This is a genomic window from Streptomyces sp. 6N223 (assembly GCF_052246635.1).
GTDB lineage: Bacteria > Actinomycetota > Actinomycetes > Streptomycetales > Streptomycetaceae > Streptomyces.
The window spans coordinates 223928-248803 of record NZ_JBQQCA010000001.1 but is presented as its reverse complement, the minus strand read 5'-3'; the positions used below and the strand labels follow the sequence as shown (position 1 = coordinate 248803).

Annotated in this window: 22 protein-coding genes and 1 pseudogene; 15 read left to right on the top strand and 8 right to left on the bottom strand. The window is 72.7% G+C overall.

The window, feature by feature from the left end:
* Positions 1-51: 51 nt before the first annotated feature.
* Positions 52-1062 (top strand): non-homologous end-joining DNA ligase, encoded by a 1011-nt coding sequence (gene ligD / locus ACTWQH_RS01035; protein WP_443284326.1) that lies wholly within the window; start codon positions 52-54, stop codon positions 1060-1062.
* A 24-nt stretch (positions 1063-1086) separates the two neighbouring features.
* On the opposite strand, the gene rho is transcribed toward ligD, so the two are convergent.
* Positions 1087-2310 (bottom strand): transcription termination factor Rho, encoded by a 1224-nt coding sequence (rho, locus tag ACTWQH_RS01030; RefSeq protein WP_443284325.1) that lies wholly within the window; start codon positions 2308-2310, stop codon positions 1087-1089.
* Positions 2311-2664: 354 nt separating this feature from the next.
* On the opposite strand from rho, the gene ACTWQH_RS01025 reads away from it, so the two are divergent.
* The 7 genes and pseudogenes from ACTWQH_RS01025 (at position 2665) to ACTWQH_RS00995 (ending at position 7763) form a co-directional block, all read left to right on the top strand.
* Complete coding sequence (locus tag ACTWQH_RS01025) at positions 2665-3552, top strand: LLM class F420-dependent oxidoreductase (protein WP_443284324.1); 888 nt, start codon at positions 2665-2667, stop codon at positions 3550-3552.
* Positions 3553-3930: 378 nt separating this feature from the next.
* Positions 3931-4214: pseudogene (locus tag ACTWQH_RS01020) on the top strand (MFS transporter); the annotation flags it as partial.
* A 68-nt stretch (positions 4215-4282) separates the two neighbouring features.
* Positions 4283-4540 (top strand): hypothetical protein, encoded by a 258-nt coding sequence (locus ACTWQH_RS01015; protein WP_443284323.1) that lies wholly within the window; start codon positions 4283-4285, stop codon positions 4538-4540.
* Positions 4541-5014: 474 nt separating this feature from the next.
* On the top strand, positions 5015-5206 hold the full coding sequence (locus ACTWQH_RS01010) for a hypothetical protein (protein WP_443284322.1): 192 nt from the start codon (positions 5015-5017) through the stop codon (positions 5204-5206).
* Positions 5207-5221: 15 nt separating this feature from the next.
* A complete protein-coding gene (locus ACTWQH_RS01005) occupies positions 5222-6337 on the top strand; it encodes a non-reducing end alpha-L-arabinofuranosidase family hydrolase (protein ID WP_443284450.1) in 1116 nt (371 codons plus the stop codon).
* A 219-nt stretch (positions 6338-6556) separates the two neighbouring features.
* Positions 6557-6808: a hypothetical protein gene (locus ACTWQH_RS01000; RefSeq protein ID WP_443284321.1), complete on the top strand. Its 252-nt coding sequence runs from the start codon at positions 6557-6559 to the stop codon at positions 6806-6808.
* Positions 6809-7172: 364 nt separating this feature from the next.
* On the top strand, positions 7173-7763 hold the full coding sequence (locus tag ACTWQH_RS00995) for a DUF402 domain-containing protein (protein WP_443284320.1): 591 nt from the start codon (positions 7173-7175) through the stop codon (positions 7761-7763).
* A gap of 73 nt (positions 7764-7836) precedes the next feature.
* Here ACTWQH_RS00995 and ACTWQH_RS00990 read toward each other — a convergent pair whose 3' ends face one another.
* The 6 genes from ACTWQH_RS00990 to ACTWQH_RS00965 form a co-directional block, all read right to left on the bottom strand.
* Positions 7837-8487 carry an HAD family hydrolase gene (locus tag ACTWQH_RS00990; protein ID WP_443284319.1) on the bottom strand — a complete coding sequence of 217 codons (651 nt, stop codon included), beginning with the start codon at positions 8485-8487 and terminating at the stop codon, positions 7837-7839.
* A 267-nt stretch (positions 8488-8754) separates the two neighbouring features.
* Positions 8755-9735 carry a hydroxyacid dehydrogenase gene (locus tag ACTWQH_RS00985; RefSeq protein WP_443284449.1) on the bottom strand — a complete coding sequence of 327 codons (981 nt, stop codon included), beginning with the start codon at positions 9733-9735 and terminating at the stop codon, positions 8755-8757.
* A 212-nt stretch (positions 9736-9947) separates the two neighbouring features.
* Positions 9948-10832 carry a carbohydrate ABC transporter permease gene (locus tag ACTWQH_RS00980; RefSeq protein WP_443284318.1) on the bottom strand — a complete coding sequence of 295 codons (885 nt, stop codon included), beginning with the start codon at positions 10830-10832 and terminating at the stop codon, positions 9948-9950.
* Positions 10829-11686 (bottom strand): carbohydrate ABC transporter permease, encoded by an 858-nt coding sequence (locus ACTWQH_RS00975; RefSeq protein ID WP_443284448.1) that lies wholly within the window; start codon positions 11684-11686, stop codon positions 10829-10831. The genes ACTWQH_RS00980 and ACTWQH_RS00975 overlap by 4 nt, the downstream gene beginning before the upstream one ends.
* A 165-nt stretch (positions 11687-11851) precedes the next feature.
* A complete protein-coding gene (locus ACTWQH_RS00970) occupies positions 11852-13168 on the bottom strand; it encodes an ABC transporter substrate-binding protein (RefSeq protein WP_443284317.1) in 1317 nt (438 codons plus the stop codon).
* 370 nt (positions 13169-13538) lie between these two features.
* A complete protein-coding gene (locus tag ACTWQH_RS00965) occupies positions 13539-14681 on the bottom strand; it encodes an 8-amino-7-oxononanoate synthase (RefSeq protein WP_443284316.1) in 1143 nt (380 codons plus the stop codon).
* Between the two features lie 172 nt (positions 14682-14853).
* Here ACTWQH_RS00965 and bioB point away from each other — a divergent pair, with 172 nt between their 5' ends.
* The 5 genes from bioB to ACTWQH_RS00940 all read left to right on the top strand — a co-directional run bounded on the left by bioB (position 14854) and on the right by ACTWQH_RS00940 (position 19573).
* Positions 14854-15933, top strand: coding sequence for a biotin synthase BioB (bioB, locus tag ACTWQH_RS00960; RefSeq protein WP_443284315.1), 1080 nt, complete (start codon positions 14854-14856; stop codon positions 15931-15933).
* A 61-nt stretch (positions 15934-15994) separates the two neighbouring features.
* Positions 15995-17299 carry an adenosylmethionine--8-amino-7-oxononanoate transaminase gene (locus ACTWQH_RS00955; RefSeq protein WP_443284447.1) on the top strand — a complete coding sequence of 435 codons (1305 nt, stop codon included), beginning with the start codon at positions 15995-15997 and terminating at the stop codon, positions 17297-17299.
* 22 nt (positions 17300-17321) lie between these two features.
* A complete protein-coding gene (bioD, locus tag ACTWQH_RS00950; RefSeq protein WP_443284314.1) occupies positions 17322-18143 on the top strand; it encodes a dethiobiotin synthase in 822 nt (273 codons plus the stop codon).
* On the top strand, positions 18124-18660 hold the full coding sequence (locus ACTWQH_RS00945; protein ID WP_443284313.1) for a DinB family protein: 537 nt from the start codon (positions 18124-18126) through the stop codon (positions 18658-18660). Before bioD ends, ACTWQH_RS00945 begins: the two co-directional genes overlap by 20 nt.
* 112 nt (positions 18661-18772) lie before the next feature.
* Complete coding sequence (locus tag ACTWQH_RS00940; RefSeq protein ID WP_443284312.1) at positions 18773-19573, top strand: eCIS core domain-containing protein; 801 nt, start codon at positions 18773-18775, stop codon at positions 19571-19573.
* A 134-nt stretch (positions 19574-19707) separates the two neighbouring features.
* Here ACTWQH_RS00940 and ACTWQH_RS00935 read toward each other — a convergent pair whose 3' ends face one another.
* Positions 19708-21093 (bottom strand): COG1470 family protein, encoded by a 1386-nt coding sequence (locus tag ACTWQH_RS00935; protein ID WP_443284311.1) that lies wholly within the window; start codon positions 21091-21093, stop codon positions 19708-19710.
* 310 nt (positions 21094-21403) lie between these two features.
* Between ACTWQH_RS00935 and ACTWQH_RS00930 the strand changes: the two genes are divergently transcribed.
* Together ACTWQH_RS00930 and ACTWQH_RS00925 are read left to right on the top strand one after the other, a co-directional pair.
* Positions 21404-21973: a helix-turn-helix transcriptional regulator gene (locus ACTWQH_RS00930; RefSeq protein ID WP_443284446.1), complete on the top strand. Its 570-nt coding sequence runs from the start codon at positions 21404-21406 to the stop codon at positions 21971-21973.
* Positions 21974-22203: 230 nt separating this feature from the next.
* A complete protein-coding gene (locus ACTWQH_RS00925) occupies positions 22204-24873 on the top strand; it encodes an HYR domain-containing protein (protein ID WP_443284310.1) in 2670 nt (889 codons plus the stop codon).
* The last annotated feature ends 3 nt before the right edge of the window (positions 24874-24876 follow it).

The window sequence follows — 24876 nt, the reverse complement described above, 5'->3', positions numbered from 1 at the left end:
CGTCGGCGTCGTCGTCGGGCGGGGTGGCGCGCCGCGGCCTACCGTGGGCGTATGGCGGAGGCGCTGGAACTCGAGGTGGGCGGGCGGACGGTCCGGATCTCCAACCCTGACCGGGTGTACTTCCCCGAGCGCGGCTTCACGAAGCTCGACGTGGCGCGCTACTACGAGGCGGTCGGCGCCGGCGCCCTGCGCGCGCTGCGGGACCGGCCGACCACGCTGCAGCGCTACCCCCAAGGGGTGGCGGGCGAGTGGTTCTACCAGAAGCGGGCGCCGCGCAACCTGCCCGAGTGGATCCCCACCGCCCGCATCGGCTTCCCCAGCGGCCGGTTCGCCGACGAGATCTGCCCGACGGAGGTCGCGGCCGTGGTGTGGGCGGCCAACCTGGGCTGCCTGACCTTCCACCCGTGGCCGGTCCGGCGCCACGACACCAATCACCCCGACGAGCTGCGCATCGACCTGGATCCGCAGCCGGGCACGGACTACGCCGACGCCGCGCGGGCCGCGCAGGAGCTGCGGGAGGTGCTGGCGGAGCTGGGCCTGGTGGGCTGGCCGAAGACCTCGGGCGGGCGAGGGCTGCACGTCGTGGTGCCGATCGTGCCGGAGTGGGACTTCACCGGGGCGCGGCGGGCGGTCATCGCGATCGGCCGCGAGCTGGAGCGGCGGGCGCCCGAGCGGGTGACGACGGCGTGGTGGAAAGAGGAGCGGGGGCCGCGGATCTTCGTCGACTACAACCAGATGGCGCGCGACCGCACCGTGGCCAGCGCGTACTCGGTGCGTCCCCTCCCCCGGGCGACGGTGTCCGCGCCGCTGCGCTGGGAGGAGGTGAGCGACGCCCGCCCGGAGGACTTCGACCTGGTGACCATGCCGGAGCGCTTCGCCGCGGTCGGCGACCTGCACGCCGAGATGGACGACCACGCCTTCCGGCTGGACGCCGCGCTGGAGTGGGCCGAGCGGGACGAGCGGGACCACGGCATGGGCGAGCTGCCGTATCCGCCGGATCACCCCAAGATGGAGGGCGAGCCGCGGCGGGTGCAGCCCAGCCGCCGCAAGCGCGAGACGTAGCGCGACGGGCGGCGTGCGGGGGCGTTACGCCGGGGTGGCGGCGTGCGTCAGCCGCAGGAACTCGGCGTTGCTGGCGGTCCGGCGCATCCGCTCCAGCAGCGGCTCGACCGGCCCCCGGCCGCCGCCCTCCCGCTCCGTCAGGGCGCGGCGCAGCCGGTGGACGACGGCGAGTTCGGCGGGCGGGACGAGGAGTTCCTCGCGGCGGGTGCCGGAGGATTCGAGGCCGATGGCGGGGAAGACGCGCTGCTCGGCGAGGGCGCGGTCCAGGCGCAGCTCCATGTTGCCGGTGCTCTTCAGCTCCTCGAAGTAGAAGTCGTCGGCGCGGGAGCCGGTGTCGACCAGGGCGGTGGCGAGGATCGTGAGCGAGCCGCCGTCCTCGGTGGCGCGGGCGGCGCCGAACAGCTGCTTGGGCGGGTGGAGGGCGGCGGCGTCGATGCCGCCGGTGAGGATGCGGCCGGCGCCGCGCGCGGTGTTGTTGTGGGCCCGGCACAGCCGGGTGAGGGAGTCGAGCAGGATCACGACGTCGTGGCCGAGTTCGACCAGGCGCTTGGCGCGTTCGACGGCGAGGGCGGCGACGGCCGTGTGGTCGGCGGCCGGGCGGTCGAAGGGGGAGGCGATGACCTCGGCGGGGACGGAACGGGCCAGGTCGGTGACCTCCTCGGGCCGCTCGTCGACCAGCAGCAGCATCAGGTGGCACTCGGGGTGGTTGCGGGCGATGCCCTCCGCCACGGCCCTGAGCACGATGGTCTTGCCGGTCTTGGGCGGTGCGACGATGAGGCCGCGCTGGCCCTTGCCGACGGGGGTGAGGAGGTCGATGACGCGGGTGACGAGCTGGGCGCGTCCGGTCTCCAGGCGCAGGCGGCGGGTGGGGTGGACGGGGGTGAGGGCCGCGAAGTCGGGGCGGCCGGCGAGGGATTCGGGCGTGCGTCCGTTGACGCGGTCGACGCGGGCGAGCTGGCGGGTCCCGGCCCGGCGCCCGCCGGGGGCGGGCGGGGCGGCGCCCTCGACCAGGTCGCCGCGCCGCAGCCCGTGGCGGCGTAGCTGAGCGGGCGTCAGCTGCGGGTCGTCGTCGCCGGGCAGGCAGCTCACGGGCCGCAGGACGGCCCGGTTTCCGAGGAGATCGAGAACGCCGGTGACGGCGACCAGCCCGTCGCCGGATTCGGTGGGTGCGGCTGTGCGTGTGGGTGCTGGTGTGACTGTGGGTGCTGGTGTGAGTGTGGGTGCTGCTGTGGTGGATGGGGCGGACATGGTGGTTGCCGATCCTTTGGTGAGAGGGGGGTGCGCAGACAGGAGGGGGTAGGGGGAACGGGCCGTGAACACGGCGGACCTTCACCGGCGGCGGCGCGGCACGGTCGGCGCGCGGGGCGCGACAGCGGTGGCGCTGGTGGCAGCCGCAGCGGCACTGAGGAGACAGCCGCGGTGGTGGTGAGGCGCTTCCGGAGCGCCGTGGGGATAAGAGGGGCACGGACGCCGCGACGGGCGTACACACGTGCTAGTCACTACTGTACCACCCGCTACCACACGCCGTGCCGTCGCGGGACTTGTCCTGGAGCGCGCTCCAGGACGTAGCGTGCGGACCGCGCAGCGGCGAAGGGACAAGGGATGCGACTTGGCGTGCACGTGTGGGACTTCACCGTCGAGGGCGGACCGGCGGCCATCCCGGCCGAGCTGGTCCGCGTCGCGGAGGCATCGGAGGAGGCCGGCGTCGCCTGGCTGTCGGTGATGGACCACTACTTTCAGATGGATCAGGTGGCTCCGGCCGAGGACCCCATGCTGGAGGGCTACACCACCCTGGGCTTCCTGGCGTCCCGGACCTCCACCGTCCAGCTCGGCCAGCTCGTCACCGGGGTGACCTACCGGCACCCCGGGCTGCTGGCGAAGATCGTCGCCACCCTCGACGTGCTCTCCGGCGGCCGGGCCACCCTCGGCATCGGCGCCGCCTGGTACGAGCGGGAGCACCACGGCCTGGGCGTGGCGTTCCCGCCGGTCGCCGAGCGGTTCGAGCGGCTGGAGGAGACGCTGCGGATCTGCCTGCAGATGTGGGACCCGGAGAACAACGGCCCGTATCTGGGCACGCACTACCGGCTCGCCGAGACGCTGTGCTCCCCGAGCCCGGTCAGCAGCCCGCGCCCGCCGATCCTCATCGGAGGCGGCGGGGAACGCAAGACGCTGCGCCTGGTCGCGCAGTACGCCGACGCCTGCAACCTCTTCGCCTCGTCGCCCGAGGACGTGGCCCACAAGCTGGAGGTGCTGCGGCGGCACTGCGAGGCGGTCGGGCGCGACCCGGCCGCCATCCGCACGACGATCCTGTACGGCGGGGAGGAACTGTCCGACGGCGACGTGGACGGCTTCGTGGCGGCGATGCGGCCGTACGCCGAACTGGGCGTCGACACGGCGATCGTGATGCCGACCGGCGACGCGCCGGGGGCGTGGATCGAGCGGGTGGGCGCCCCCGCGGTGGCAGGGCTGGCCGCGCTGCCGACGGCCTGACGCCGTCGGGGGTCCGTCGTCCCGGTCCCCCGGTTCCCGGACCCGGTCCCCCGCGAGCCGGCGGGGAGTCTCCGTCACGGGAGGGGCGGGGCGGGACGGGGCGGGTCAGTCCCGCGCCGCCGGGTCGGTGCCGAGGCCGGCCACGGTCGGCACCCGGTCGTCGATGATGAACTCGGCGCGGCCGGCGGGGCCCCGCACGCTCACGACGGCGTTGACCGCGCCCTCGCTGGCCGTGTCGGCGAGTCATCCGGCCGCTTCCCCGGGCGGGGAAGCGGGCATGGCGATACGCCAAGCGACCACCCCGGCGGCCGTCAGCCCTGCGACGGCGAGAAGGCTGCTGGTGAGGAACGGGTCGGTGCCGGTGAAGGCGGGGGCGAACTGCTCGGACGCTGGGGTGCCCAGGCTGTGCCCTGGCCGGGATCGGCTTCACGGCGCTGGCCATGGCCGCCCTCGCCGTCACCGCACACCTCGAGGCGAATGCTGTCGCGATGATTCCCGCGATGCTGCTCATCGCCGCCGGCATGGGTTTCGGGCTTGTCGGCTTGCAGTACGCCGCGGTGACCGGCGTTACCGAGAACGAGGCCGGCATCGCATCCGGCGTCCAGCGAGCCGCCGACCAGCTCGGCGGCTCCACCGGTATCACCCTCTACGTCGGCATCGGGGAGTGGCTCTGCGCGACGTCCCGCGGAATCCGATGGCGCGAGGCGGCTCTGGCGCCAAGAATCGCCGGATGCATGAAGTGAAGCTGTCCGACGGCATCACCACTCCGTCCCCGCTGCACCTGGACGATGTGGATGCACACCTCGCAGGCAAAGATGAGCTGCTCGTTCGCTATCTCAACGGCGGTCCCGGGACGCGCGAGGGCGTCGAAGCGTACTTCCGGCACGGTCGGGAACAGTGGGAGATTGCCGGGTCACTCCGCGCGTTCGGCATCCGGGCGGGCACCGACGAGGCGCTCGCGGGGGTCTCGCTGCGGCCCTGGGCATAGTTGTTCGAGGTGTCGATCATCGCGAACGCCCGCCTCGGCCGGTGTCCCGTCAGGAAGCGGCGGGTTGCCCATGGCCCTTGGAACGTCCCTGCATCGTGGGACCGCGCCGTCTCCGGTGCGGAGCGGTGGGTGTTCCCCCGCAGTAGCGGAGGATCCACTCTCATCATCGAAGCGCTTCGCTACCCAGCCAGGGTCCTGATTCTGTCAAGAGATCGCGTGACAACGGCTTGCGGTGCCGGCTGGAACCCGACGGTAACGTTGCCAGATCCCCTCGAACTTCTGCCGCAAGACTTGTGCGCTCCGCTGACGGCTCCTAACCTCAGCCAGACGTCGAAGCGCTTCGATCATTCGTCCTACGTATCACGGGAATCTTGGATTTTGCGATGAGGCAGAACCATGGAGGGTCGCTGACGACATGCCGAACCCACGCTCCGAGCGCAGCCGGAGAGGTTCGAGAAGCTGCCGCTGCAGAACGTGCTCTACCAGATCGTCGTACGCCGCCAGCGGCCCGCCGGCATGTCGGAGATGATCGCCAGCCGCCAGGTGCCCAGCCTCGCCGCGCAGGCCGCCGTCATGATCCTCGCGCTGCTGCCCGTCGCCGTCCTCTCCCCCTTCGTCCAGCGCCACTTCAAGAAGGGAGTGCTCATCGGCGCCATCAAGGGCTGAAACGTAGCGCACCACATCGACAGTCCGGACAGCCTCCGGCGGAACGAGGCCGACCGGAACCGCTTACTCAGGAATCAGTCAGGCACTAGGAGTCCCCCCATGCGAATAGGAAGAATCAGCCGCGGGCGTCTGTCCGCGATGCTCACCGCCGCGGTCGCGGCCTCGGCCGCGGTGGCGGCGTTGCTCGTCGGCAACCCGGCCCAGGCGGGCACCAGCGACACCAAGCAGTGTTCTCTTCCATCGACGTACAACTGGTCCTCGACGGATGCGCTGGCGGAGCCGGCCAACGGGTCGGTCTCGCTGAAGGACTTCACCAACGTCGTCCACAACGGCCAGCACCTGGTCTACGGCTCGATCTTCACCGAGTCCGGGTACGGCTCGATGGGCTTCGCTCCCTTCACGGACTGGCCGGACATGGCCTCGGCCCCCCAGACCCAGATGAACGTGGGCACGGTGGCGCCCACGCTGTTCTACTTCGCGCCCAGGGACATCTGGGTGATGGCGTCCCAGTGGGGTCAGTGGCCCTTCTTCTACAGCACCTCCACCGACCCCACCGACCCCAACAGTTGGTCCGAGCCCCAGGAGCTGTTCACCGGCAGCATCTCCCCCGACGCCCCGATCGACCAGACCATGATCGCTGACGACCAGAACATGTACATGTTCTTCGCCGGCGACAACGGCAACATCTACCGGTCCAGCATGCCGATCGGGAACTTCCCCAGCAGCTTCGGCTCCTCCTACGAGACCATCATGACCGACACCAGGGAGAATCTGTTCGAGGGGGTGGAGGTCTACAAGGTCGAGGGCCAGGACCAGTACCTCATGATCGTCGAGGCGATGGGCGCCAACGGGCGCTACTTCCGCTCCTTCACCGCCTCCAGCCTCGACGGTGAGTGGACCCCGCAGGCCGCCACCGAGGACAACCCCTTCGCGGGCAAGGCCAACAGCGGCGCCACCTGGACCAACGACATCAGCCACGGTGACCTGGTCCGCCACAACCCCGACCAGACCAAGACCATCGACCCCTGCAACATGGAGTTCCTCTACCAGGGCCTGCCCCTCGGCACCCCGCCGGACACCCCCTACGACCAGCTGCCGTGGCGGCCGGGCCTGCTCACCCTGCAGCAATGACCAGCCGGATCCACGGTGATCGCGATGTGGTGCGGTCCGCCGACGCGTAGACGAGCGGTTTACGGCGTGGGCCACTTCACCTGCTGACCGATACTCACCGCCTTGAGGAACCCCAGCCGCGCGTCGGCCGGGGTTCCTCTCTTTCGTGGTCTCCCTCGCCATCAGCGAACGACCCGGACACCCGCGCAACGTGATCGAGCCTGCGCACGGGACCGGGTGGTGGTCCTGTACGCCCCGATCGTGTGGTCAGCGGGGGGCGAGCTGGCCGGTGGTCACGGCTGTGATGACGGCAACGGCGGTCCCGGCACACACGAGGGCGTCGAAGCGTACTTCCGGCACGGTCGGGAACAGTGGGAGATTGCCGGGTCACTCCGCGCGTTCGTCATCCGGGCGGGCGCCGACGAGGCGCTCGCGGGGACGATCGACTTGCGGTTCGAAGGAGAGGGCCTGACTCCCGTCCCGGTCAGGTGAATGTCGCGTACGGCCTCTACCCGTCCTGGAGGGGGCGCGGCCTGGCCACCCCGCGCGGTCCTCCTGGCGTCCCCAGTACGCGGCCAGTGAGGGCGGGCAGGAAGCGGTGATCCCGGTGGAGCCGGAGAATCCCGCACCTGCCGCAGTCGCACAGCGGGCAGGATTCACCCCCAGCAAGCAGACGCACGGGACACGGCTGCTCGGGCTGATTGCGGTGTGGCGGCGAGTGGCCCGACGTGCAACCTGGGCGACGGCGCTGCGCGTCCTGATGCCAGGAGGTGCGCTATGCGACGGTTCCGGCAGGGGGAGACCGCTGTTCGACGTGACGTGTTCCGTCACAAGGTGTGGAGCGCTCACGCGTTCCATGTCGTTTGACGACGGGGCCGAGGCGCTTGTCCTGGGGTGCCGGCCCGGCGCGGAAAAGTTGGCCGCGACGACCTGGATCGAGTGGCTGCTGACCGGGGACGAGGCCGTGAGGCGCCAGGCCCAGCCGAACCTCGCCCGTGGCAGCTGGCAGCTCGGCCGCTGGTCTTGGCACGGTACGGCGCTCCTGCAGTGGGTCCCGCCCCGGGCATGGTTCAGCGTGAACGCGTTCTACGACGTCTCAGGCGACCATCGACTGACGCAGTGGTACGTCAACTTCCAGCGGCCGATGCACCGCACGGCTCTGGGCTTCGACACCTTCGACCTCGTCTTGGACCTGGTGATAGCGCCTGACCTGGCGCGGTGGGACTGGAAGGACGAAGGAGAGTACGACCACGGCCGTCGGCTCGGCGTGGTGAGCGAGGCTGATCATCGGGCAGTCGAGAAGGCCCGCGAGGAGGCCGTGGCAATGATCGAGGGGCGTGTCGGGCCGTTCGCGACGGAGGCGAGATGGCGGGATTGGCACTCCGAGCCCGACTGGCCGACTCCCGCCTTGCCGGACGACGTCCTGGCCTTGGTCTCAATTGAATGAGACGGGCGCCCAGCGGCACCGTCGACGAGCTGGCACTCGTCCAAGGTGCCGCCGAAACGTCACGGGTTCGGCTTTATCTCGGCGTGTGGATGACGTGGTTGATCGCCGAGGCGATATCGGCGGCGATGTGAGTGGGCTGGTAGGCGTCCTGGGTCCATGGCTGGCCATCGGAGACCCACACGCTTCGAAGACCGAGTGCGTTGGCACCCGCGATGTCGGCGTGCGGTGAGTCGCCGACGACCCACGCCCCGGAGAGGGAGGTGCCGACGATTTCCGCTGCCGCCTGGAAGATCTTCGGTTCCGGCTTCTTGTGACCGACGTCCTCGGAGATGATCCAGCCGTGGACGAGCTGGTCCAGTCCCGCTTGACGGATCTTGGTTTCCTGCTGGGCGGTGCGGCCGTTGGTGACGATCACGCAGGTCCAGCCGTTCGCCTGCGCTTTGCCCAGGGCCTCGCGAGTGGAGTGCGCGAGGACGACGCGGTCAGCGGCGCCGTTGTCGACCAGGACGTGGATGGCGGTGGCCGGCACCATGTCTCCATATCGGTCGGCCAGGGCAGCGGCGACCTCGTAACGGGAGGTATAGCCGCTCGCGTCGACGGTCATCACCCACGTGACATCGGTGTCGGGCAGGCCGTGCTCGGCGAGGAAGGCGGCGACGGCGTCCCGGAAAGCCGCATCGCGGTCGACCAGGGTGTTGTCGAGGTCCAGCAGCAGCAACGGCATGATCGGCAGTAGATCACGGCCGCTGACTTCGGGGCAGGTGGGTTTTCCCGTCCGGCATCGATGTGGTCGGCGAGACAGATCAGGGCGGCCTGCGGGTCCATGCCGAACGCGGCGACGACGAGTTTGGGGTCCACGGTGTTCACCAGAATGGCGGTGCGGTCGCTTGCACCGATCCGCCACCGGCTCCTGCCTGCCCTGAGCGATGTGCGCCGCCCGCGCGGGAACGGCCGGGCGGCGCACCCGACGGCACGGGCGCCGGGACAGGGCTCAGGCGATGCGCTCCAGCTCCTCGACGTGGACCGGGTGCTCCAGCGGCAGGCCGACGGTGTAGCGCTCCAGCTCGGTGAGGACCACCTCGGCCAGGCGGTGCACCTCGCCGCCCTGGGCGCCCGCAAGGTGCGGGGTCAGCCAGACGTTGGGGAGGGTGTAGAGCGGCGAGTCGGGCGGCAGCACCTCGGGCTCGGTGACGTCGAGGACCGCCTCGATGCGGCCGGAGACCAGCTCCGCGACGAGGGCGTCCTGGTCGATGAGCGAGCCGCGCGCGGTGTTCAGCAGCACGGCGCCGTCGCGCAACAGGCCCAGGCGCCGGGCATCGATCATGTGGCGGGTGGCGGGGATGGCGGGGGCGTGCAGGCTGACGAGGTCGCTCTGGGCGAGGAGCTCGTCCAGCGGCAGCAGGCGTACGCCCATCAGCCGAGCCTCCTCCGGGCCGAGGTAGGGGTCGGCCATGGCGAGGTCGAGGGAGAAGGGGCGCAGCAGCTCGACGACGCGGCGGCCGATGCGGGAGGCGCCGACCAGGCCGACCCGCCGCTCGTGGTTGCCGATGCCGGGGAACTCCCGCAGCACGTCGATGTAGCGGCGCCGCTCGCGGTAGACGGCGGTGGCCGCGCGTACGCGCTTGAGGGCGAGGAAGATCATCGCGAGGGTGTACTCGGCGACGGGCTCGGCGTTGGCCTGCGCGGCGGTGGAGACCTGCACGCCGCGCTCCCAGCAGGCGGGGGTGAGGTGGCCCTTGACCGATCCGGCGGCGTGCAGCACGGCGCGCAGGCGGGGGGCGGCGTCCAGGGTGGCCTCGTCCAGGCGCGGGCTGCCCCAGCCGGTGATGAGCACCTCGGTCTCGGCGAGGACCGCGCGGGCCCCGGGGGAGGTGAACTCCGTGAGCACCGTGCCCTCGTGCAGCTCGGTGAGCTTGCGCAGTCTGACCCACTGGGACGGGCTGAACAGCATGCCGGGCAGGTCGTCGGCCATGGCCAGGGCGGCCTTGGGCGGCTGAGAGCGCTTGCTGGGCTCGGTGGCGTAGTGCACCGGGGATCCTCCGGGTGTGAGGGCGTTTGGTTGTGAAACCCTTTGTGCAGCTCCTCGCGGCCAGGAGCGCCCGACCGCGAGCCGCCGGCCCGCGCGGCCATGAGGGTGACTCGCGGACCGGCGAGCCGGGGGCGCGGGGCGTTATGGGGGCGGCGTCACTTGAGGCTTCCCAGGGTGAGGCCGGTCCGCCAGAAGCGCTGGAGCGCGATCATGAAGATCGCCAGGGGGATCACCGAGAGCAGGGCGCCGGTGAGCACCAGGGCGGTGAGGTCGACCTCGTTGGTCGTGCGCTGGGCGTTCCAGTAGTACAGGCCCAGGCTCAGCGTCCACTTCTCGTCGCCGCGCAGCATGGTCAGCGGCAGGAAGAACTGGTTCCAGTTCTGGACGAAGGAGAGCAGGAAGACGGTCGCACCGCCCGTGGACATCAGCCGCACCACGATCTGGAAGAAGATGCGCAGCTCCCCCGCGCCGTCGATCCTGGCGGCCTCGATCAGCTCCTCGGGCACGGCGCCGTCGGTGTAGACCTTGGCGAGGTAGACCGAGAACGGACTGATGAAGGACGGGATGAGGATCGCCCAGGGGGTGTCCACCAGGCCCATCTCCGAGAACACCAGGTACAGCGGCAGCGTCAGCATGGCGTAGGGGATGAGGAAGGAGCCAATCACGGCGCCGAGCGCGATGCCGCGGCCGGGGAACCGGAAGCGGGAGAGGGAGTACCCGGCGGCCAGCGAGATCAGCGTGCACACCGCCGCGCCGACGCCCGCGTAGAGCAGGGAGTTGCGCAGCCAGGTGAGGAAGATGCCGTCCCGGTAGGTGAGGACGGTGTCGATGTTGTCGAAGAGGCGGAAGTCCTCGAACCACATCCCGTTGGAGTAGAGCAGGCCGTGCTGGTCCTTGGTGGCGGAGACGATCAGCCACCACACCGGGGCGATCGAGTAGATCACCAGCAGGCCGAGGCCCAGCAGGACCATGCCGCGGCAGGCCCTGGACTGGTGAACGCCGACGGGCAGTTCCTCGGGAGTCTGTCGGGAGGCGGTCATGGCTGTGGCCTGTTCGCGAACGTGTAGAAGAGGAAGGAGATCACGCCCACGATCAGCGCGAGGATGATCGACAGGGCCGCGGCGTAGCCGTAGTCGTTGCTGTCGAACGCCTGGTAGTAGATCATCATGATCGGCGTGTAGCTCTTGGTGACGGTGTCCGGGGCCACCTGGCGGAAGAGCAGCGGCTCGTTGAAGATCTGCAGCATCTGGATGATCGAGAGCATGCCGGTCAGCACCAGCGCGCCGCGCACGTAGGGGACCTTGATGGACAGCGCGATGCGCAGCTCGGAGGCGCCGTCCATGCGGGCGGCGTCGAAGAGCTCGCGGGGCACGGCGCGCAGGGCGCCGTAGATGATCAGCATGTTGTAGCCGACGCCGTGCCAGGTCAGCAGGTTGCCGATGGAGATCCAGAGCATCTCCGAGGCGAAGAAGTTCGCGTCGACGCCGAAGAAGTCGAAGATGTCGGTGAGCGGGCCGAGACGCGGGCTGTAGAGGTACATCCACATCAGCGCGGCGACGATGCCCGGGATCATGTAGGGGATGAGGAAGGCCAGCCGGTAGCGGTGGGCCGTGGTCGTGGCGAGGGTGTCCAGCAGCAGCGCCATCGTCAGCGCGAGGCCGAGCATGACGGGGATCTGGAAGCAGGCGAAGGACAGGACCCGGAGGACCGAGTCCCAGAAGTCCCCGTCGGACAGGGCCTTGGAGAAGTTGTCGAAGCCGACGAAGACCTTCTGCTGGCCGCCGATGCCAAGTCCCGAGCTTCGTTCGGTGTGCAGGCTCTCCCAGATCGCGTAGCCCACGGGGACGACGAAGACGAGGAGGAATCCGAGGAAGAAGGGGGCGGCGAATCCCATGCCCTTGAGGGCGCGGAGGGTGTGCCAGCGGGGTGCCCGGCGGGGACCGCGGCGGCTGGGCGCCGCGGTCCCCTTCGGCTCCGCCCTGGTGGCGGTGATCGACATCTGCCAGTGCTCCTCACGTGTCATGGGGTCAGGACTCGTGGTGAGGAAGGGGAGCGCGCGTCACTCGACGACGTTCACGCCCATCTCACGCAGGTCGTTGACGGTCCACTCCTGCATGTGCTCCAGGATCGAGTCCACGGTGATCTCACCGTTCATCGCCTTGCCCCACTGGTCGGCCAGCTCCTCGTACATGGCACGGGAGTTGGGCCCGTAGACCCAGCCCTCGGCGTAGTTCTCGGACTCCTGGATCACCGGGACCGTCTGGTCGGCGTGCTCGCCGAAGAGCTCGTGGGGGACGAGCGCGTCCAGGTACGGCTCGGGGTCGGCGACGGCCGGGAAGTAGCCGGAGCCCTCGGCCGGGTCGGCCAGGGCGGTGACCGGCGCCTCGGAGGTGGACAGCCACACCGCCGCCTCGACGGCCTCCTCCGGGTGCTCGCACAGCGAGGGGACGACGAAGCCGCCGGTGTCGGCCGCCGAGATCGGCTCCTGGTCCATCACGCCGAGGTTCGGGGCGGGTTCGTAGTCGCCGAGGGTCTGCTCCAGGTTGGCCTGCCAGCCGGCGAGCTGCCAGGTGGAGAGCTGGCGCATGGCGATCCTGCCCTTGTCGTACTGCTGCATCATCGCCGCGTACTCGGCGTAGGAGATGCGCTCGACCAGGTCCTCGTCGAGGAGCTGCTGCATGATGTCGGAGGCGTAGTGGGACGCCTCGTCCGTGAAGTTGATCTTCCAGGCGTCGCCCTCGACGGAGTACCAGCGGGCGCCGGCCTGCCAGGCCATGTTCATCCAGGTGGAGGGGTCCTCGCCGGCGAGGTTGAAGATGTAGATGCCGTCCTCGCGCAGTTCCTTGCCGACCTCGATGGCCTCCTCCCAGGTGGTCGGGTACTCAAGGCCCCGCTCCTCGAAGGCCGGGGCGTAGAAGGCGGTGAAGATCGGCTGGCGCTGGTTGGGCACCCCGTAGACCGTGTCCGCGATGCTCATGGAGTCGATCGCGCCCTCGGCGAACTCGTCGGCGTGCGGGTCGAGGTACTCGCCGATGTCGGTGATGATGCCCTGGGCCATGAGCGCGCCGCCCTGGCGGTTGTCGGTCTGGGCCAGGCAGGCGGAGCTGGAGGGGTCGCCCGCCTCGTTGGCGTTGTTGAGGTTGTTGGGGATGTCGGGTGCCGGGACCTCGGTGACACGGATCTGCACGTCGTCGTGGGCGTCGTTGAACGCCTTCACCGACTGCTCGATGCCCGGCTTGTCACTCCACAGCTTCAGCGTGACCGGCCCGTCACCGGAGCCGGAGCCGCCCTCGTCGTCACTGCCGCACGCGGCGAGGCTGACGACGATGCTCAGTGCCGCGCCGCCGAGCATCCAACGCCTCTTTGCGCTGCTCATGTACTGCTCTCCTTCGAGTTCTCATGGGGGAGGTGAGCAACCGGTTCCCAGAAAACGTTTGCTATCTGGTCACCAGTCCGCCTCTCCTCGTGAAGCCGGATACGGATTCCGCAGGGCTCACACCACCCCAGGGGCGGGCTGCCGCGCGCGGTCACGACACAGCCGAACGAACTTTCGGGCCTGTACTCGATTCACCGGCACGTTAGGCGTCCGGTTCGCGCACGTCAATCCTTGGGACGCAACTTCCTGCGGCGACGCCGACGGCACGAAACGGGCGCCCGGCGGCCGGGGCCGGGCGGCGGCCGCGCCCGCCCCTCCGCCGCCCCGCCGGGTGCGGGAACGCCGGGCGGCACAACAGCGGTACCGGTTTCTACGCCCTGCTGGCGCCGGGCGGAGCGGCGCTGGTGACGACGCCGACCGCGCGAGCCAGTTGCGCGGCCGTCAGCACCGCCCGGCCGGTCAGCCGCAGCCGGGGGTCGGGCACCGACGGCGGCCGGAAACAGCCCACCGCCACGCCCGCCTCGCGGCAGCGCGCCGCCCACGCCACCGCCGCCTCCGGCGAGGGCGCGCGGACGGAGACCACGGCGGCGTCGGGGCGGGTGGCGGCCAGCCCCGCGGCGGCGAGGCCGCGGTGCAGCCCGGCGGCGGCGGCCCGCGCCCGGCCCGCCCGCTCCGGCTCGCGGCGCAGCACCCGCAGCGCGGCCAGCGCCGCCGCGGCGGCGGCCGGGGCCAGGCCCGTGTCGAAGATGAAGGTGCGGGCGGCGTTGACCAGGTGCTCGATGACGCGGGCCGGGCCGAGCACCGCGCCGCCCTGGCTGCCGAGGGACTTCGAGAGGGTGACGGTCGCCACGACGCCGGGTGCCCCGGCCAGCCCGGCGGCGGCCGGGGTGCCGCGACCGGCCTCGCCGAGCACGCCGAGGCCGTGGGCGTCGTCGACCATCAGCGCCGCGCCGTGCTCGCGGCAGACCGCGGCCAGCTCCCGCAGCGGCGCCGCGTCGCCGTCGGCGGAGAAGACGCCGTCGGTCACCACCAGCGCCCGCCCGCCGGCGTGCCCGCGCAACGCCTCGCCCGCCGCCTCCGGGTCGGCGTGCGGCACCACCACGGTCTCGGCGCGCGACAGGCGGCAGCCGTCGATCAGCGAGGCGTGGTTGCCCGCGTCGGAGACCAGCCGGGTGCCCCGGCCGGCGAGGGCGGTGAGGGCGCCGAGGTTGGCGGCGTAGCCGGATGCGAAGACGAGCGCGGCCTCGAAGCCGCAGAACGCCGCGAGCTCCGACTCCAGCCGGGCGTGCAGTTCGGTGGAGCCGGTGACCAGGCGGGAGCCGGTGGAGCCGGCACCCCAGCGGCGGGCGGCGTCGGCCGCCGCTGCGGTGACCTCCGGGTGGCGCGCCAGGCCGAGGTAGTCGTTGCTCGCCAGGTCCAGCGTGGCGTCGGCGGCGGCGCGCGGGCGCAGCGCGCGCGTGAGCCCGGCGCGGCGGCGCCGCTCGCGCTCCGCGTCGAGCCAGTCGAACACCATGGGCCCCTCCATGCGCGCTCCGTTGTCGGTTTCCCCTAACCGACGCCTCGGCTCCTTGACGGTAGCTACTCGCCTGGCCTGGTGACATGTGGCGATGCACACACGCACGCCGGGCACCGTTGTCGCTTTCGGCCTTGGCCGCGCGAATCGGGCTGGGACAGGATCGGGTGCCATGGACCTGACGGAGCTGCTCAACTCCCTGGTGGACAAGGGGCTGCGCCCCGACCCCGGCGCCCCGCCCACCCGCGAGGAGGCCCTGGCCGTGCTGGCCACCTCCGACGACGATCTGCTGGAGGTGGTGGCCGCGGCCGGGAAGGTGCGCCGCCGGTGGTTCGGGCGCCGGGTGAAGCTGAACTACCTGGTGAACCTGAAGTCGGGTATGTGCCCCGAGGACTGCTTCTACTGCTCGCAGCGGCTGGGCTCGAAGGCGGACGTCCTCAAGTACAGCTGGCTGAAGCCCGAGGAGGCCGCGGCGGCGGCCGGCGCGGGCGTGGCCGGAGGCGCCAAGCGGGTGTGCCTGGTGGCCAGCGGGCGCGGCCCCAGCGAGCGGGACGTGGACCGGGTCTGCGAGACGGTGGCGGCCATCAGGGAACGCCACGCCGGCGTCGAGGTCTGCGCCTGCCTCGGCCTGCTCGCCGAGGGGCAGGCCGAGCGGCTGAAGGAGGCCGGCGTCCACGCCTACAACCACAACCTCAACACCTCCGAGGCCGCCTACGGCGACATCTGCACCACCCACGGCTTCGACGACCGAGTCGCGACAGTGCGGGAGGCGCGGGCGGCCGGCCTGTCGGCGTGCTCGGGCCTGATCGCGGGCATGGGCGAGAGCGACGCCGACCTGGTCGACGTGGTGTTCTCGCTGCGCGGCCTGGACCCCGACTCGGTGCCGGTCAACTTCCTCATGCCCTTCGAGGGCACCCCGCTGGCCGGGGAGTGGAACCTCACGCCGCAGCGGGCGCTGCGCATCCTCGCGATGACCCGCTTCGTCTTCCCCGACGTGGAGGTGCGGCTGTCCGGCGGCCGCGAGCTGCACCTGCGCTCGCTGCAGCCGCTCGCCCTGCACGTGGCCAACTCCGTCTTCCTCGGCGACTACCTCACCAGCGAGGGCCAGGCCGGGAAGGCCGACCTGGAGATGATCGCCGACGCCGGCTTCGAGGTGGAGGGCGCCGGCACCCCGACCCTGCCCGCGCACCGCGCCGACCTGGTGGCCGTACGCCGCCGGGGCGCGGGGACGGAACTGCCGCCCAATGCGTGAGTCCCGCCCCGAGCCTCCCCCGGGCCCTGAGGGCCTGGGAGGTACCCCCATGCCGGAGCCGCTGCCCGGGCCGCTGAAGCCGGACACGCTGCTCGCCCTCGACCGCGCGCACGTGTGGCACCCGTACGGCCCGATGCCGGGCGCCGAGCCGCCGCTGGTCGTGGCCTCCGCGTCGGGCGTGCGGCTCACCCTGGCCGAGCCCGCCTGGGGCCGGACGGAGCTGGTGGACGGCATGGCGTCCTGGTGGTCGGCGATCCACGGCTACAACCACCCGGTGCTCAACGCCGCCGTCCGCGACCAGCTGGAGCGGATGAGCCACGTGATGTTCGGCGGGCTGACGCACGAGCCCGCGGTGCGGCTGGCCAAGCGGCTGGTGGACATCACGCCGCAGCCTCTCCAGCATGTCTTCCTCGCCGACTCCGGCTCGGTGTCGGTCGAGGTGGCGATCAAGATGTGCCTGCAGCACTGGCGTTCGGCCGGCCGCCCGCGCAAGCAGCGGCTGCTGACCTGGCGCGGCGGCTACCACGGCGACACCTGGCACCCCATGTCGGTGTGCGACCCGGACGGCGGGATGCACCGGCTCTGGTCGGGCGTGCTGCCCGCCCAGGTCTTCGCCGACGCGCCACCGACCGGCTTCGACGCCGAGCCCGACCCGGCGTACGCCCGCGAGCTGACCGCGCTGATCGAGCGGCACGCCGACGAGCTGGCCGCGGTGATCGTGGAGCCGGTGGTGCAGAACGCGGGCGGGATGCGGTTCCACTCCCCCGCCTATCTGCGGGCACTGCGCGAGGCGTGCGACGCGCACGACGTGCTGCTGGTCTTCGACGAGATCGCCACCGGCTTCGGGCGGACCGGCGTGCTCTTCGCGGCGGAGCACGCGGGCGTGTGCCCGGACGTGATGTGCGTGGGCAAGGCCCTCACGGGTGGCTACCTGACGATGGCCGCCGCGCTGTGCACGCCGCGCGTCGCCGAGGGCATCTCGCGCGGCGAGGTGCCGGTGCTGGCCCACGGCCCCACCTTCATGGGCAACCCGCTGGCCGCCGCCGTGTCGGACGCCTCCATCGGGCTGCTGCTGGCGGGCGACTGGCACGCCGAGGTCGCCCGCGTCGAGGGCGCGCTGCGCGGGGGCCTGGCAGAGGCGGCCCGGCTGCCCGGCGTGCGGGAGGCGCGGGTGCTCGGCGCGATCGGCGTGATCCAGCTCGACCACGAGGTGGACATGGCGGCGGCGACCCGCGCGGCGGTGGGCGAGGGCGTGTGGCTGCGGCCGTTCCGGGACCTGATCTACACCATGCCGCCCTATGTCACGAACGACGCCGACCTGGCCCGGATCTGCGCGGCGGCACTCGCGGCCGCGCGGGCGGGGTAGAAGGGCGGCGGCGATGACGGCGATGAGCAGCGCTGGGCGCGCGGCCGACGCGGCGGGTGGCAGCGCCTGCCGTCCCGGAGGGCCGGAGCGCGGCGGGCGGGTCCTGGTCGTGGCCGGGACGTGCACGGGCGTCGGCAAGACGATCGTGACGGCCGCCATCGCGGCCGTCACGCTCGCGGCGGGGCGTTCGGTCGCCGTGCTCAAACCCGCCCAGACCGGGGTCGGCGACGGCGAGCCGGGCGACGCTGCGACGGTGGCGCGGCTCGCGGGCGGGGTGACCGTCCGGGAGCTGGGCCGCTATCCCGAGCCGCTCGCACCCGCGACCGCCGCCGGCCGGTCCGGGCTGCCGCCGGTCCGCCCGGCGGAGGTCGCCAAGGCCGCCGAGGAGCTGGCGGCCGGTCACGACCTGGTGCTGGTGGAGGGCGCGGGCGGGCTGCTGGTCCGCTTCGACGAGGTCGGCGGCACGCTCGCCGACGCCGCCGGGCTGCTGGACGCGCCGGTGCTGGTGGTCGTCAGAGCCGGGCTCGGCACGCTCAACGCCACCGCGCTGACCGCCGAGGCGCTGCGGGCCCGCGGCCTGGCCTGCCCCGGGGTGGTGATCGGCAGCTGGCCCGCCGCGCCCGACCTCGCGGCCACCTGCAACCTCGCCGACCTCCCCGAGGCGGCCGGGGCGCCGCTGCTCGGCGCGGTCCCGGAGGGCGCGGGCGGGCTGCCGCCGGAGGCGTTCCGGCAGCAGGCGCCCGGCTGGCTCGGCCCGCCGCTGGGCGGGCGCCGCACCGCATATCCGCTTGGCCAGGAGCCCGACGGCGTGTCAGGGTCGGCCGGTGAGCCGATCCCGACGTGACCTGCTGCGCTGGCAGTTCGACCTGACCTGGGCGCTGTTCGACTATCACCTCGACCGCCTGGCGCCCGAGGACTTCCTGTGGGAGCCCGCGCCGCACTGCTGGACGGTGCGGCGGGATGCCACCGGGGCGTGGGTGCCGGACTGGGCCGAGACCGAACCCGAGCCCGTGCCGGTCCCCACCATCGGCTGGCTGAGCTGGCACATCGGCTGGTGGTGGAGCACAGCCGTCGCCCACGCGCGCGGCCGGACGCCCCGGGCGCGGGAGGAGATCACCTGGCCAGGGGACGGGAACGCCGCCATCGCGTGGCTGCGCGGCCTGCGCGAGGAGTGGCTGGCGGCCCTGGTGGGCCTCACCGACGCCGAGCTGGACGCCACCGCCCCCCTCCCGTGGCAGCGCGACCCCGAGCACACCGTCGCCCACATGACCGGCTGGGTGAACGCCGAGCTGATGAAGAACGCCGCCGAGATCGGCCAGCTCAGGCTGCTGCGCGCGGCGCGGGAGGCGGGCCGGGTCTGACGACGGGCGGCCGGCTGCCCGATGGGGCAGCGCACTCTGCCTCCGCCCGCCATCGCCCGGTCTGGACGGCCGCCGTTCCCCGCCGTCACGCTGGACGCGAGGGGAGAGCCAGATGCACGCACACGAGCACGAACACGAGCACGACGAGTCCCCCCGGCAGCGGCGTACGCCGGGGGCGCTCGACACCCCGGCGGAGCTGCCGCACCTGCTGCGCGCCGCCGTCGCCGGCCGGCCCGACGTGATCGGGCGGCACGGCATGGGCACCCTCCAGCGGACGGTCGGCAACGCCGCCGTGGGCTCGGCGCTCCCGCGCGAGCCGGGCGACGCCGCGGAGGAGACCGCCGAGCGCTCCTCGGTGCACGACGTCATCGCCTCGGGCGGCGACCCGCTGGAGGGCGACGTGCGCCGCGACATGGAGGCCCGGCTCGGCGCCGACTTCTCCGACGTGCGGGTGCACACCGGCACCGCCGCCCACGAGTCGGCCCAGGACGTCGGCGCCCGCGCGTACACCGTCGGCAGCGACGTGGTCTTCCAGCGCGACGCCTACGACCCCGCCTCGAGCACGGGGCGGACCACCCTCGCCCACGAGCTGACCCACGTCATCCAGCAGCGGAGCGGCCCGGTCGACGGCACGGAGGCGCCCGGCGGGATCCGCGTCAGCGATCCCTCCGACCGCTTCGAGCAGGAGGCCGCCGCCACCGCCGAACGCGTCATGTCCCAGCCCGCTCCCGCCGCCATCGCCCCCGCCCCCGCGGAGGCCGCGGCCCCGGCCGGCGCGCCGGCGCCGGTGCAGCGGCAGAGCGAGTCGGAGGGCGAGGACGAGGAACCGGCCGACGTGCAGGGCGAGTTCGTGCAGCGCACCGCGACGGACGCCGGGGCTCAGGAAGAAGAGGAGGCGCCGCCCGAGGCGTGACCGACCCCGACGGGCGCCCGGCCCGGCTCCGGGGCCCGGGGCCCGGGACGGGCGCGCTTCCGTGCGGGCGGCGGCCCGGCACCCCGGCCCGTGCGTTCCGCGTCGGTGCGAACCGGCCCCGGCCCGTGCCCGCGTCAGTTCGCCGTCAGCACCCCGCTGACGAAGACCGCCTCGGAGCACTCGGACAGCTCGGGCGCGCCCACCGGCGTGCCGACCTCCCGGCAGTCCAGGGACACCGTGATCTCGCCCCCGGCGGGCACCGCGATCCCCGAGACGAAGTGCTGGTCCCAGTCGCGGAAGTTCTCCAGCGCCATGCTCCACAGCGGCTCCCCGCCGCTGGAGATGACCAGCGATCCGGCGTCTCCCTGCGGGTTCTGCACCAGGACGTCGGTCAGCTCGAAGGTGCTGCCCTCGGGCACCGTCATCACGACGTCCTCCTCCCTCTCGCCGCCCACGGCGTCCTGGATCTGCCGCCGGTCGCTGGTCGGCCCCGTCACCGTCTCGCCGCCGTCCGGCCCACCCGTGCCGGCGCCGTCCGACCCGCCCGTGCCGCCCGGGCCACCGCCGCCGGGCTCTTCCTCGGTGCCGCCGGTGCCCCCGGTGACGCCGCTGTCGATGCCGCCGTCGGCACCGCCGGCGTCGGCGCCCCCGCTGCCGCCGCCGACCGACTGTCCGCCCTCGCTGCCGCCGTCCGAGCTGCCCTCGGTGTCCTGGGCGTCCTGGATGGCCTCGGGCGTGATCGCCTCCCGCGCCGCCGACTCCACGGTGGGCCGCAGCACCGAGTACCAGAGGCCGACCAGCAGGATCGCCACCACCGCGGCCGCCAGCAGCGCGCGGGGCAGCCAGCTCGGCAGGATGGGCTGCTGCTCGTACGCCCCGTCCAGGACGACCGGCGCGGGCGCCGTCTCGCCCTCCGCCACCTGGGGCGTCACCACGGCCTGGAAGGGGTGGGTGATCGGCGAGCCGCGCCACACCCGGTTGGCCGGGCGCACGGTGAGCTGCCCGAACTTCGCCTGCCCCGGCGGGATCTCCAGCTCGGCGGGCTCGAACGCCAGGCGGGCGCGTTCGGTTCCCTGCTGCCCGGTCAGCGTCACCTTGGCCGGCACGTTGCCGGTGTTGTCGACCGCGACCTTGTGACGGCCGCGCCAGGAGCTGTGGGAGCCGCGCGGCACCAGCTCGCCGGTGACCTCGGTGAAGGGCGTCACGGTGACGGTGCCCTCGGGGACCACCGTCTCGCTCGCCTCGCTCGTCGGCACGACCCGGACGCCGAACGGCGTCTCGCCGGCCGGGACCTCGGCGCCGCGCGGCGGCCGCAGCGTGAGCATGGCGGCCCCGGAGCGGCCGGGATAGAGCGAGAGGCTGCCCGGCTCCACCGTGGCCCAGGCGGCGCACGCCCCGACCACCTCGAACGTGACCTCCTCCACGGTGTCACCGGAGTTGAGCACGTGCACCGCGACTCGCTCCTCGGCACCGGGCTCTACGGTGACGGAGGACTCAGCCAGGCTCGCCGAAACAGTCATGCCCGGACCGTACGGCGCGCGGGAGCCCGCGACAGCGGCCGTACAGGAACACTTTCGGGCAGCAAAGGTTCCCTCTGAGCCATCGTCAAGCTTCCTTATTAATCCTATGGTTACCGGGGAATCAGGTAATGGGGGGCCGCCTCCCAGGGGCCCAGGGCGTTGAGACAGGCGAGTTGAGCGAGCACGTCACCAACTGCCGGGGGGAGTCACGCGTGATCGGGGGATCAACCACGTGAACAACACCACCACCACTACTACGGATCGCGTATTAGTCGACCTGCATGCCGAGGACCCCATTTCGCGGGCGGGGGTGGCAAGTCATCTTCGCACCAGGCCGGAGATCCGCCTGGCCGAGCAGGGCGGCGCCGAACCGCCCCAGGTGGTCATCGTGGTCGTCGACGCCATCGACGACGACGTGCTGCGTCTGCTGCGGCAGATCCACCGCGGTACCTCGGCCCGCGGCGTCCTGATCGTCACGCACGTCGACGAGCAGCAGTTGGTCAACGCCGCCGAGTGCGGCTTCGTCGGCGTGGTCCGCCGCTCCGAGGCGACGCCCGAGCGCATGGTGCAGGTCATCGGCGCCGTGGCGAAGGGCGAGGGGTACGTCCCGCCCGACCTGCTGGGCAGCCTGCTCGCCCAGGTCGGCCGGGTGCAGGGACAGATCCTGGAACCCCGGGGGCTGAACTTCACCGGGCTCGCGGCCAGGGAGGTCGAGGTGCTGCGGCTGGTCGCCGAGGGATACGACACGGCGGACATCGCGCTGAAGCTCTCCTACTCCGAGCGGACGATCAAGAACGTGCTGCACGCCGTCATGACACGGCTGAATCTGAAAAACCGCTCCCACGCCGTGGCGTACGCGCTGCGGCAGGGCCTGATCTGACGTCTGTTCACGCGACGCTCTCGGGAGTGCGGGCGCGCGGCGGGTTCCTGTCCGCGCGTCCGCCCTTTCGTGCACCGGCCCCTTCCCGAAGGTCTGGCTCGCTCCCCGCTGCGGGATCCGCCCCGGAGGGCGACCGTGGAGGTCAGCGCGCCTGTCTCGAATGATCTCGAATGCGCCGATCTCGAATGGGGTGTTCCGTGCGGGGGTTTCAGCGCATCCGCCTGGGTCACGTGAGCCGTCCGGGCCCTGGCTTCCGGCGGCCGAGCACGCTGGGCCTGCTGCTGACCGCCGCCATGCTGCTCACGCTCGTCCTCGTCTCGGGCTCCCTGGTGAACGCCCGCGGCCCCGACGATCCCGGCGTGACGCCCGCCCTGGTGGAGTCGGCGCTCGACCCGGGCGAGGCGACCACCGCCGAGGCCCGGGTGCGCACGCCGGTCGTGCCGCCGAGGCCGGAGGTGGTGCTGCTGGTGGACGGCACGCAGAGCATGGAGCCGACCATCGAGAACGTGCAGGACAACCTGGACGCCATCACCGGCGCGGTGCGCGAGCAGCAGCCCGACTCGCGGTTCGCGGTGGCGGCCTACGGCGACGCCCAGGTCGACGGCGCGCGGGCGTTCGAGGTGCTGCAGGGACTGACCTACGACCTGAACGAGGTGGCGGACGCGGTGGACCGCCTCACCGCGGATCGGGGGGCGTTCAGCGACGGCCCGGCCGAGGACTGGATCAACGCGCTGTGGCAGATCGGGAACGGCGCCGGCGGGACGACGGAGTTCCGCGAGGGCGCGAGCCCGGTCGTCGTGCTGGTCGGCGACGCCTCCAGCCACGACCCGAGCGCGGGGCACACCCTGGACGACGCGATCGACGTGCTCACGGCCGCGGGCGTGCGGGTCCTGGCGGTGGACGTGGAGACCGACATCGGCGACGGGCTCGACGGCGACGGCACCGCCGACTGGGGCAGCGAGCCGCCGCACGAGCCGGGCCAGGCCGCGGCGGTCGTGGAGGCCACCAGGGGGCGGCTGTTCACGGGGATCGACGCGGGCGGGGTCAGCGCGTCCGTCACCGAGGGCCTGACCAACCTTCGCACCACCGTCGGCTACGAGACGGTGGGCTGCGATCCGGCGCTCGACGTCACGCTGGAGCCGTCGAGCCAGACGGTGACCAGCGGCGAGGTCGCCACCTTCACGGAGAGGATCGAGGTGGCGGAGTACGCCGAGCAGGGCGCCGTGCTGAACTGCACCGTGCAGTTCCTGCTGGACGGCCGGGCGCCGAGCGGCGAGCCGACGCCCGAGGAGCTGCGGGAGGCGTACCGGGGGCTCCACGGCGGGCACGTCGCCGGAGCGGTCGGCGGGGTTGTCGGCGGCGCGGTGGGCGGCGGCGACGAGGGCGCCGTCGCGGGCGTGGCCGCCGGGGCGGCGGTCGGGGTCGCGGGCGGTCCGGACGGCGGCGACGAGTCGGACGCGGGCGGCGGTGGCGTTGCCGTCGGAGGGGCTGTCGGGGGTGCCGTGGGCGGCGAGGACGGCGTGGCGGCGGGCGTGGCGGCCGGGGCGGCGGTCGGCGTCACCGGCGGTCCCGGCCACTGCGAGGCAGCGCTGCTCGGGCTGGCGGCCGGCCTGGTCGGCGGCGTTGACGAGGAGGACAACGTGGGGCTGCTGGGCGGCCTGCTCGGCGGCCTGATCAGTGGCTCCACGGGCGACGACTGCGAGGGCGATCCCGACGGTGGTGACGGCGGGCCCGACGGGGGTGACGACGGCGGAGCCGACGGGGGCGCGGCCGTTGGCGGCGTGGTCGGCGGTGTCGTCGGCGGCGAGGACGAGGGCCCCGACGGTGGACCGGACGGCGGACCCGACGGCGGCCCCGACGGAGGTCCGGACGGCAGTCCCGACGGCGGCCCGGACGGCGGCGACGGCGATCCGGACGGCGATCCCGGAGACCCCGAGCCCGAGCCCGACCCCGACTACCGGCAGACCATCAGCATCGCCGTCAACGACGTGACCGCGCCCGTCGTCATCGTGGACGACCGCACCGTCGAGGCCCCGGGCGAGAACGGCGCCCCCATCGACTTCACCGCGACCGCCGAGGACGAGGTGGAGGGAGAGCTGCCCGTCACCTGCGACCCCGCCCCCGGCTCGCGCTTCCCCGTCGGCACCACCGAGGTGACCTGCACGGCGACCGACTCCTCCGGCAACACCGGCACCGACACCGCCACCTTCACCGTGCTGCCGCCCTCCGACACCCCTCCGGACGAGGCCGACCTCGCCGTCACCGCGACCGTCGAGCCCCGCCCCGGCTACACCGGCACCGAGATCCAGGCCCGCTTCACCCTCACCAACGCGGGGCCCGCCCCCGCCGAGGACGTGGTGCTGGCCACCGCCTGGCCGCGTGCCTCCGAGCCCGGCGACCGCACGCTGAGCGACCTGCCGGGGTGCACCGAGGCCGAGCCCTGCACCATCCCGGCGGGCGGGCGCCTGGTGATCGACCAGACCGCCGTCTACGACGCCGCGGTGACCGGCACGGTGCGCGCCGGCGCCACCGCGTCCGCCCCCGACCCCGACGCGGGCGACAACGACACCACCGCCCCGCTCCGCGTCCTCCAGCCCGAGATCACGCTCGCGCCCGAGGTCGGCGCCCCCGGCGAGGTGGCGATCGTGCGGGGCGAGGACTTCCCGCCCGGCGCCACCATCGCGCTGGACTGGGAGCCGGGCCTGACCGCCGCGCGCTCCCCGGTCGTCGTCGGCGAGGACGGCACCTTCGAGGCCCAGATGCTGGTCCTGCGCAAGGACCGGACAGGCCCGAGAACGCTCCGCGCCGAGGTGGTGGCGTCCGGCATCGACCCGCTGGAGGAGGAGTTCCTGGTGGTGCAGGGCAACCTCCAGCCGCCCGACTTCGCCGGGCGCAGCTGAGAG

Bases quoted from the DNA above. Each gene is read 5' to 3' on its own strand.
- ligD (WP_443284326.1), top strand. From the start codon at position 52: ATGGCGGAGGCGCTGGAACTCGAGGTGGGCGGGCGGACGGTCCGGATC.
- rho (WP_443284325.1), bottom strand. From the start codon at position 2,310: ATGTCCGCCCCATCCACCACAGCAGCACCCACACTCACACCAGCACCC.
- ACTWQH_RS01025 (WP_443284324.1), top strand. From the start codon at position 2,665: ATGCGACTTGGCGTGCACGTGTGGGACTTCACCGTCGAGGGCGGACCG.
- ACTWQH_RS01015 (WP_443284323.1), top strand. From the start codon at position 4,283: ATGCATGAAGTGAAGCTGTCCGACGGCATCACCACTCCGTCCCCGCTG.
- ACTWQH_RS00995 (WP_443284320.1), top strand. From the start codon at position 7,173: ATGTCGTTTGACGACGGGGCCGAGGCGCTTGTCCTGGGGTGCCGGCCC.
- ACTWQH_RS00990 (WP_443284319.1), bottom strand. From the start codon at position 8,487: ATGCCGTTGCTGCTGCTGGACCTCGACAACACCCTGGTCGACCGCGAT.
- ACTWQH_RS00985 (WP_443284449.1), bottom strand. From the start codon at position 9,735: ATGGCCGACGACCTGCCCGGCATGCTGTTCAGCCCGTCCCAGTGGGTC.
- ACTWQH_RS00980 (WP_443284318.1), bottom strand. From the start codon at position 10,832: ATGACCGCCTCCCGACAGACTCCCGAGGAACTGCCCGTCGGCGTTCAC.
- ACTWQH_RS00975 (WP_443284448.1), bottom strand. From the start codon at position 11,686: ATGGGATTCGCCGCCCCCTTCTTCCTCGGATTCCTCCTCGTCTTCGTC.
- ACTWQH_RS00970 (WP_443284317.1), bottom strand. From the start codon at position 13,168: ATGAGCAGCGCAAAGAGGCGTTGGATGCTCGGCGGCGCGGCACTGAGC.
- ACTWQH_RS00965 (WP_443284316.1), bottom strand. From the start codon at position 14,681: ATGGTGTTCGACTGGCTCGACGCGGAGCGCGAGCGGCGCCGCCGCGCC.
- bioB (WP_443284315.1), top strand. From the start codon at position 14,854: ATGGACCTGACGGAGCTGCTCAACTCCCTGGTGGACAAGGGGCTGCGC.
- bioD (WP_443284314.1), top strand. From the start codon at position 17,322: ATGAGCAGCGCTGGGCGCGCGGCCGACGCGGCGGGTGGCAGCGCCTGC.
- ACTWQH_RS00940 (WP_443284312.1), top strand. From the start codon at position 18,773: ATGCACGCACACGAGCACGAACACGAGCACGACGAGTCCCCCCGGCAG.
- ACTWQH_RS00935 (WP_443284311.1), bottom strand. From the start codon at position 21,093: ATGACTGTTTCGGCGAGCCTGGCTGAGTCCTCCGTCACCGTAGAGCCC.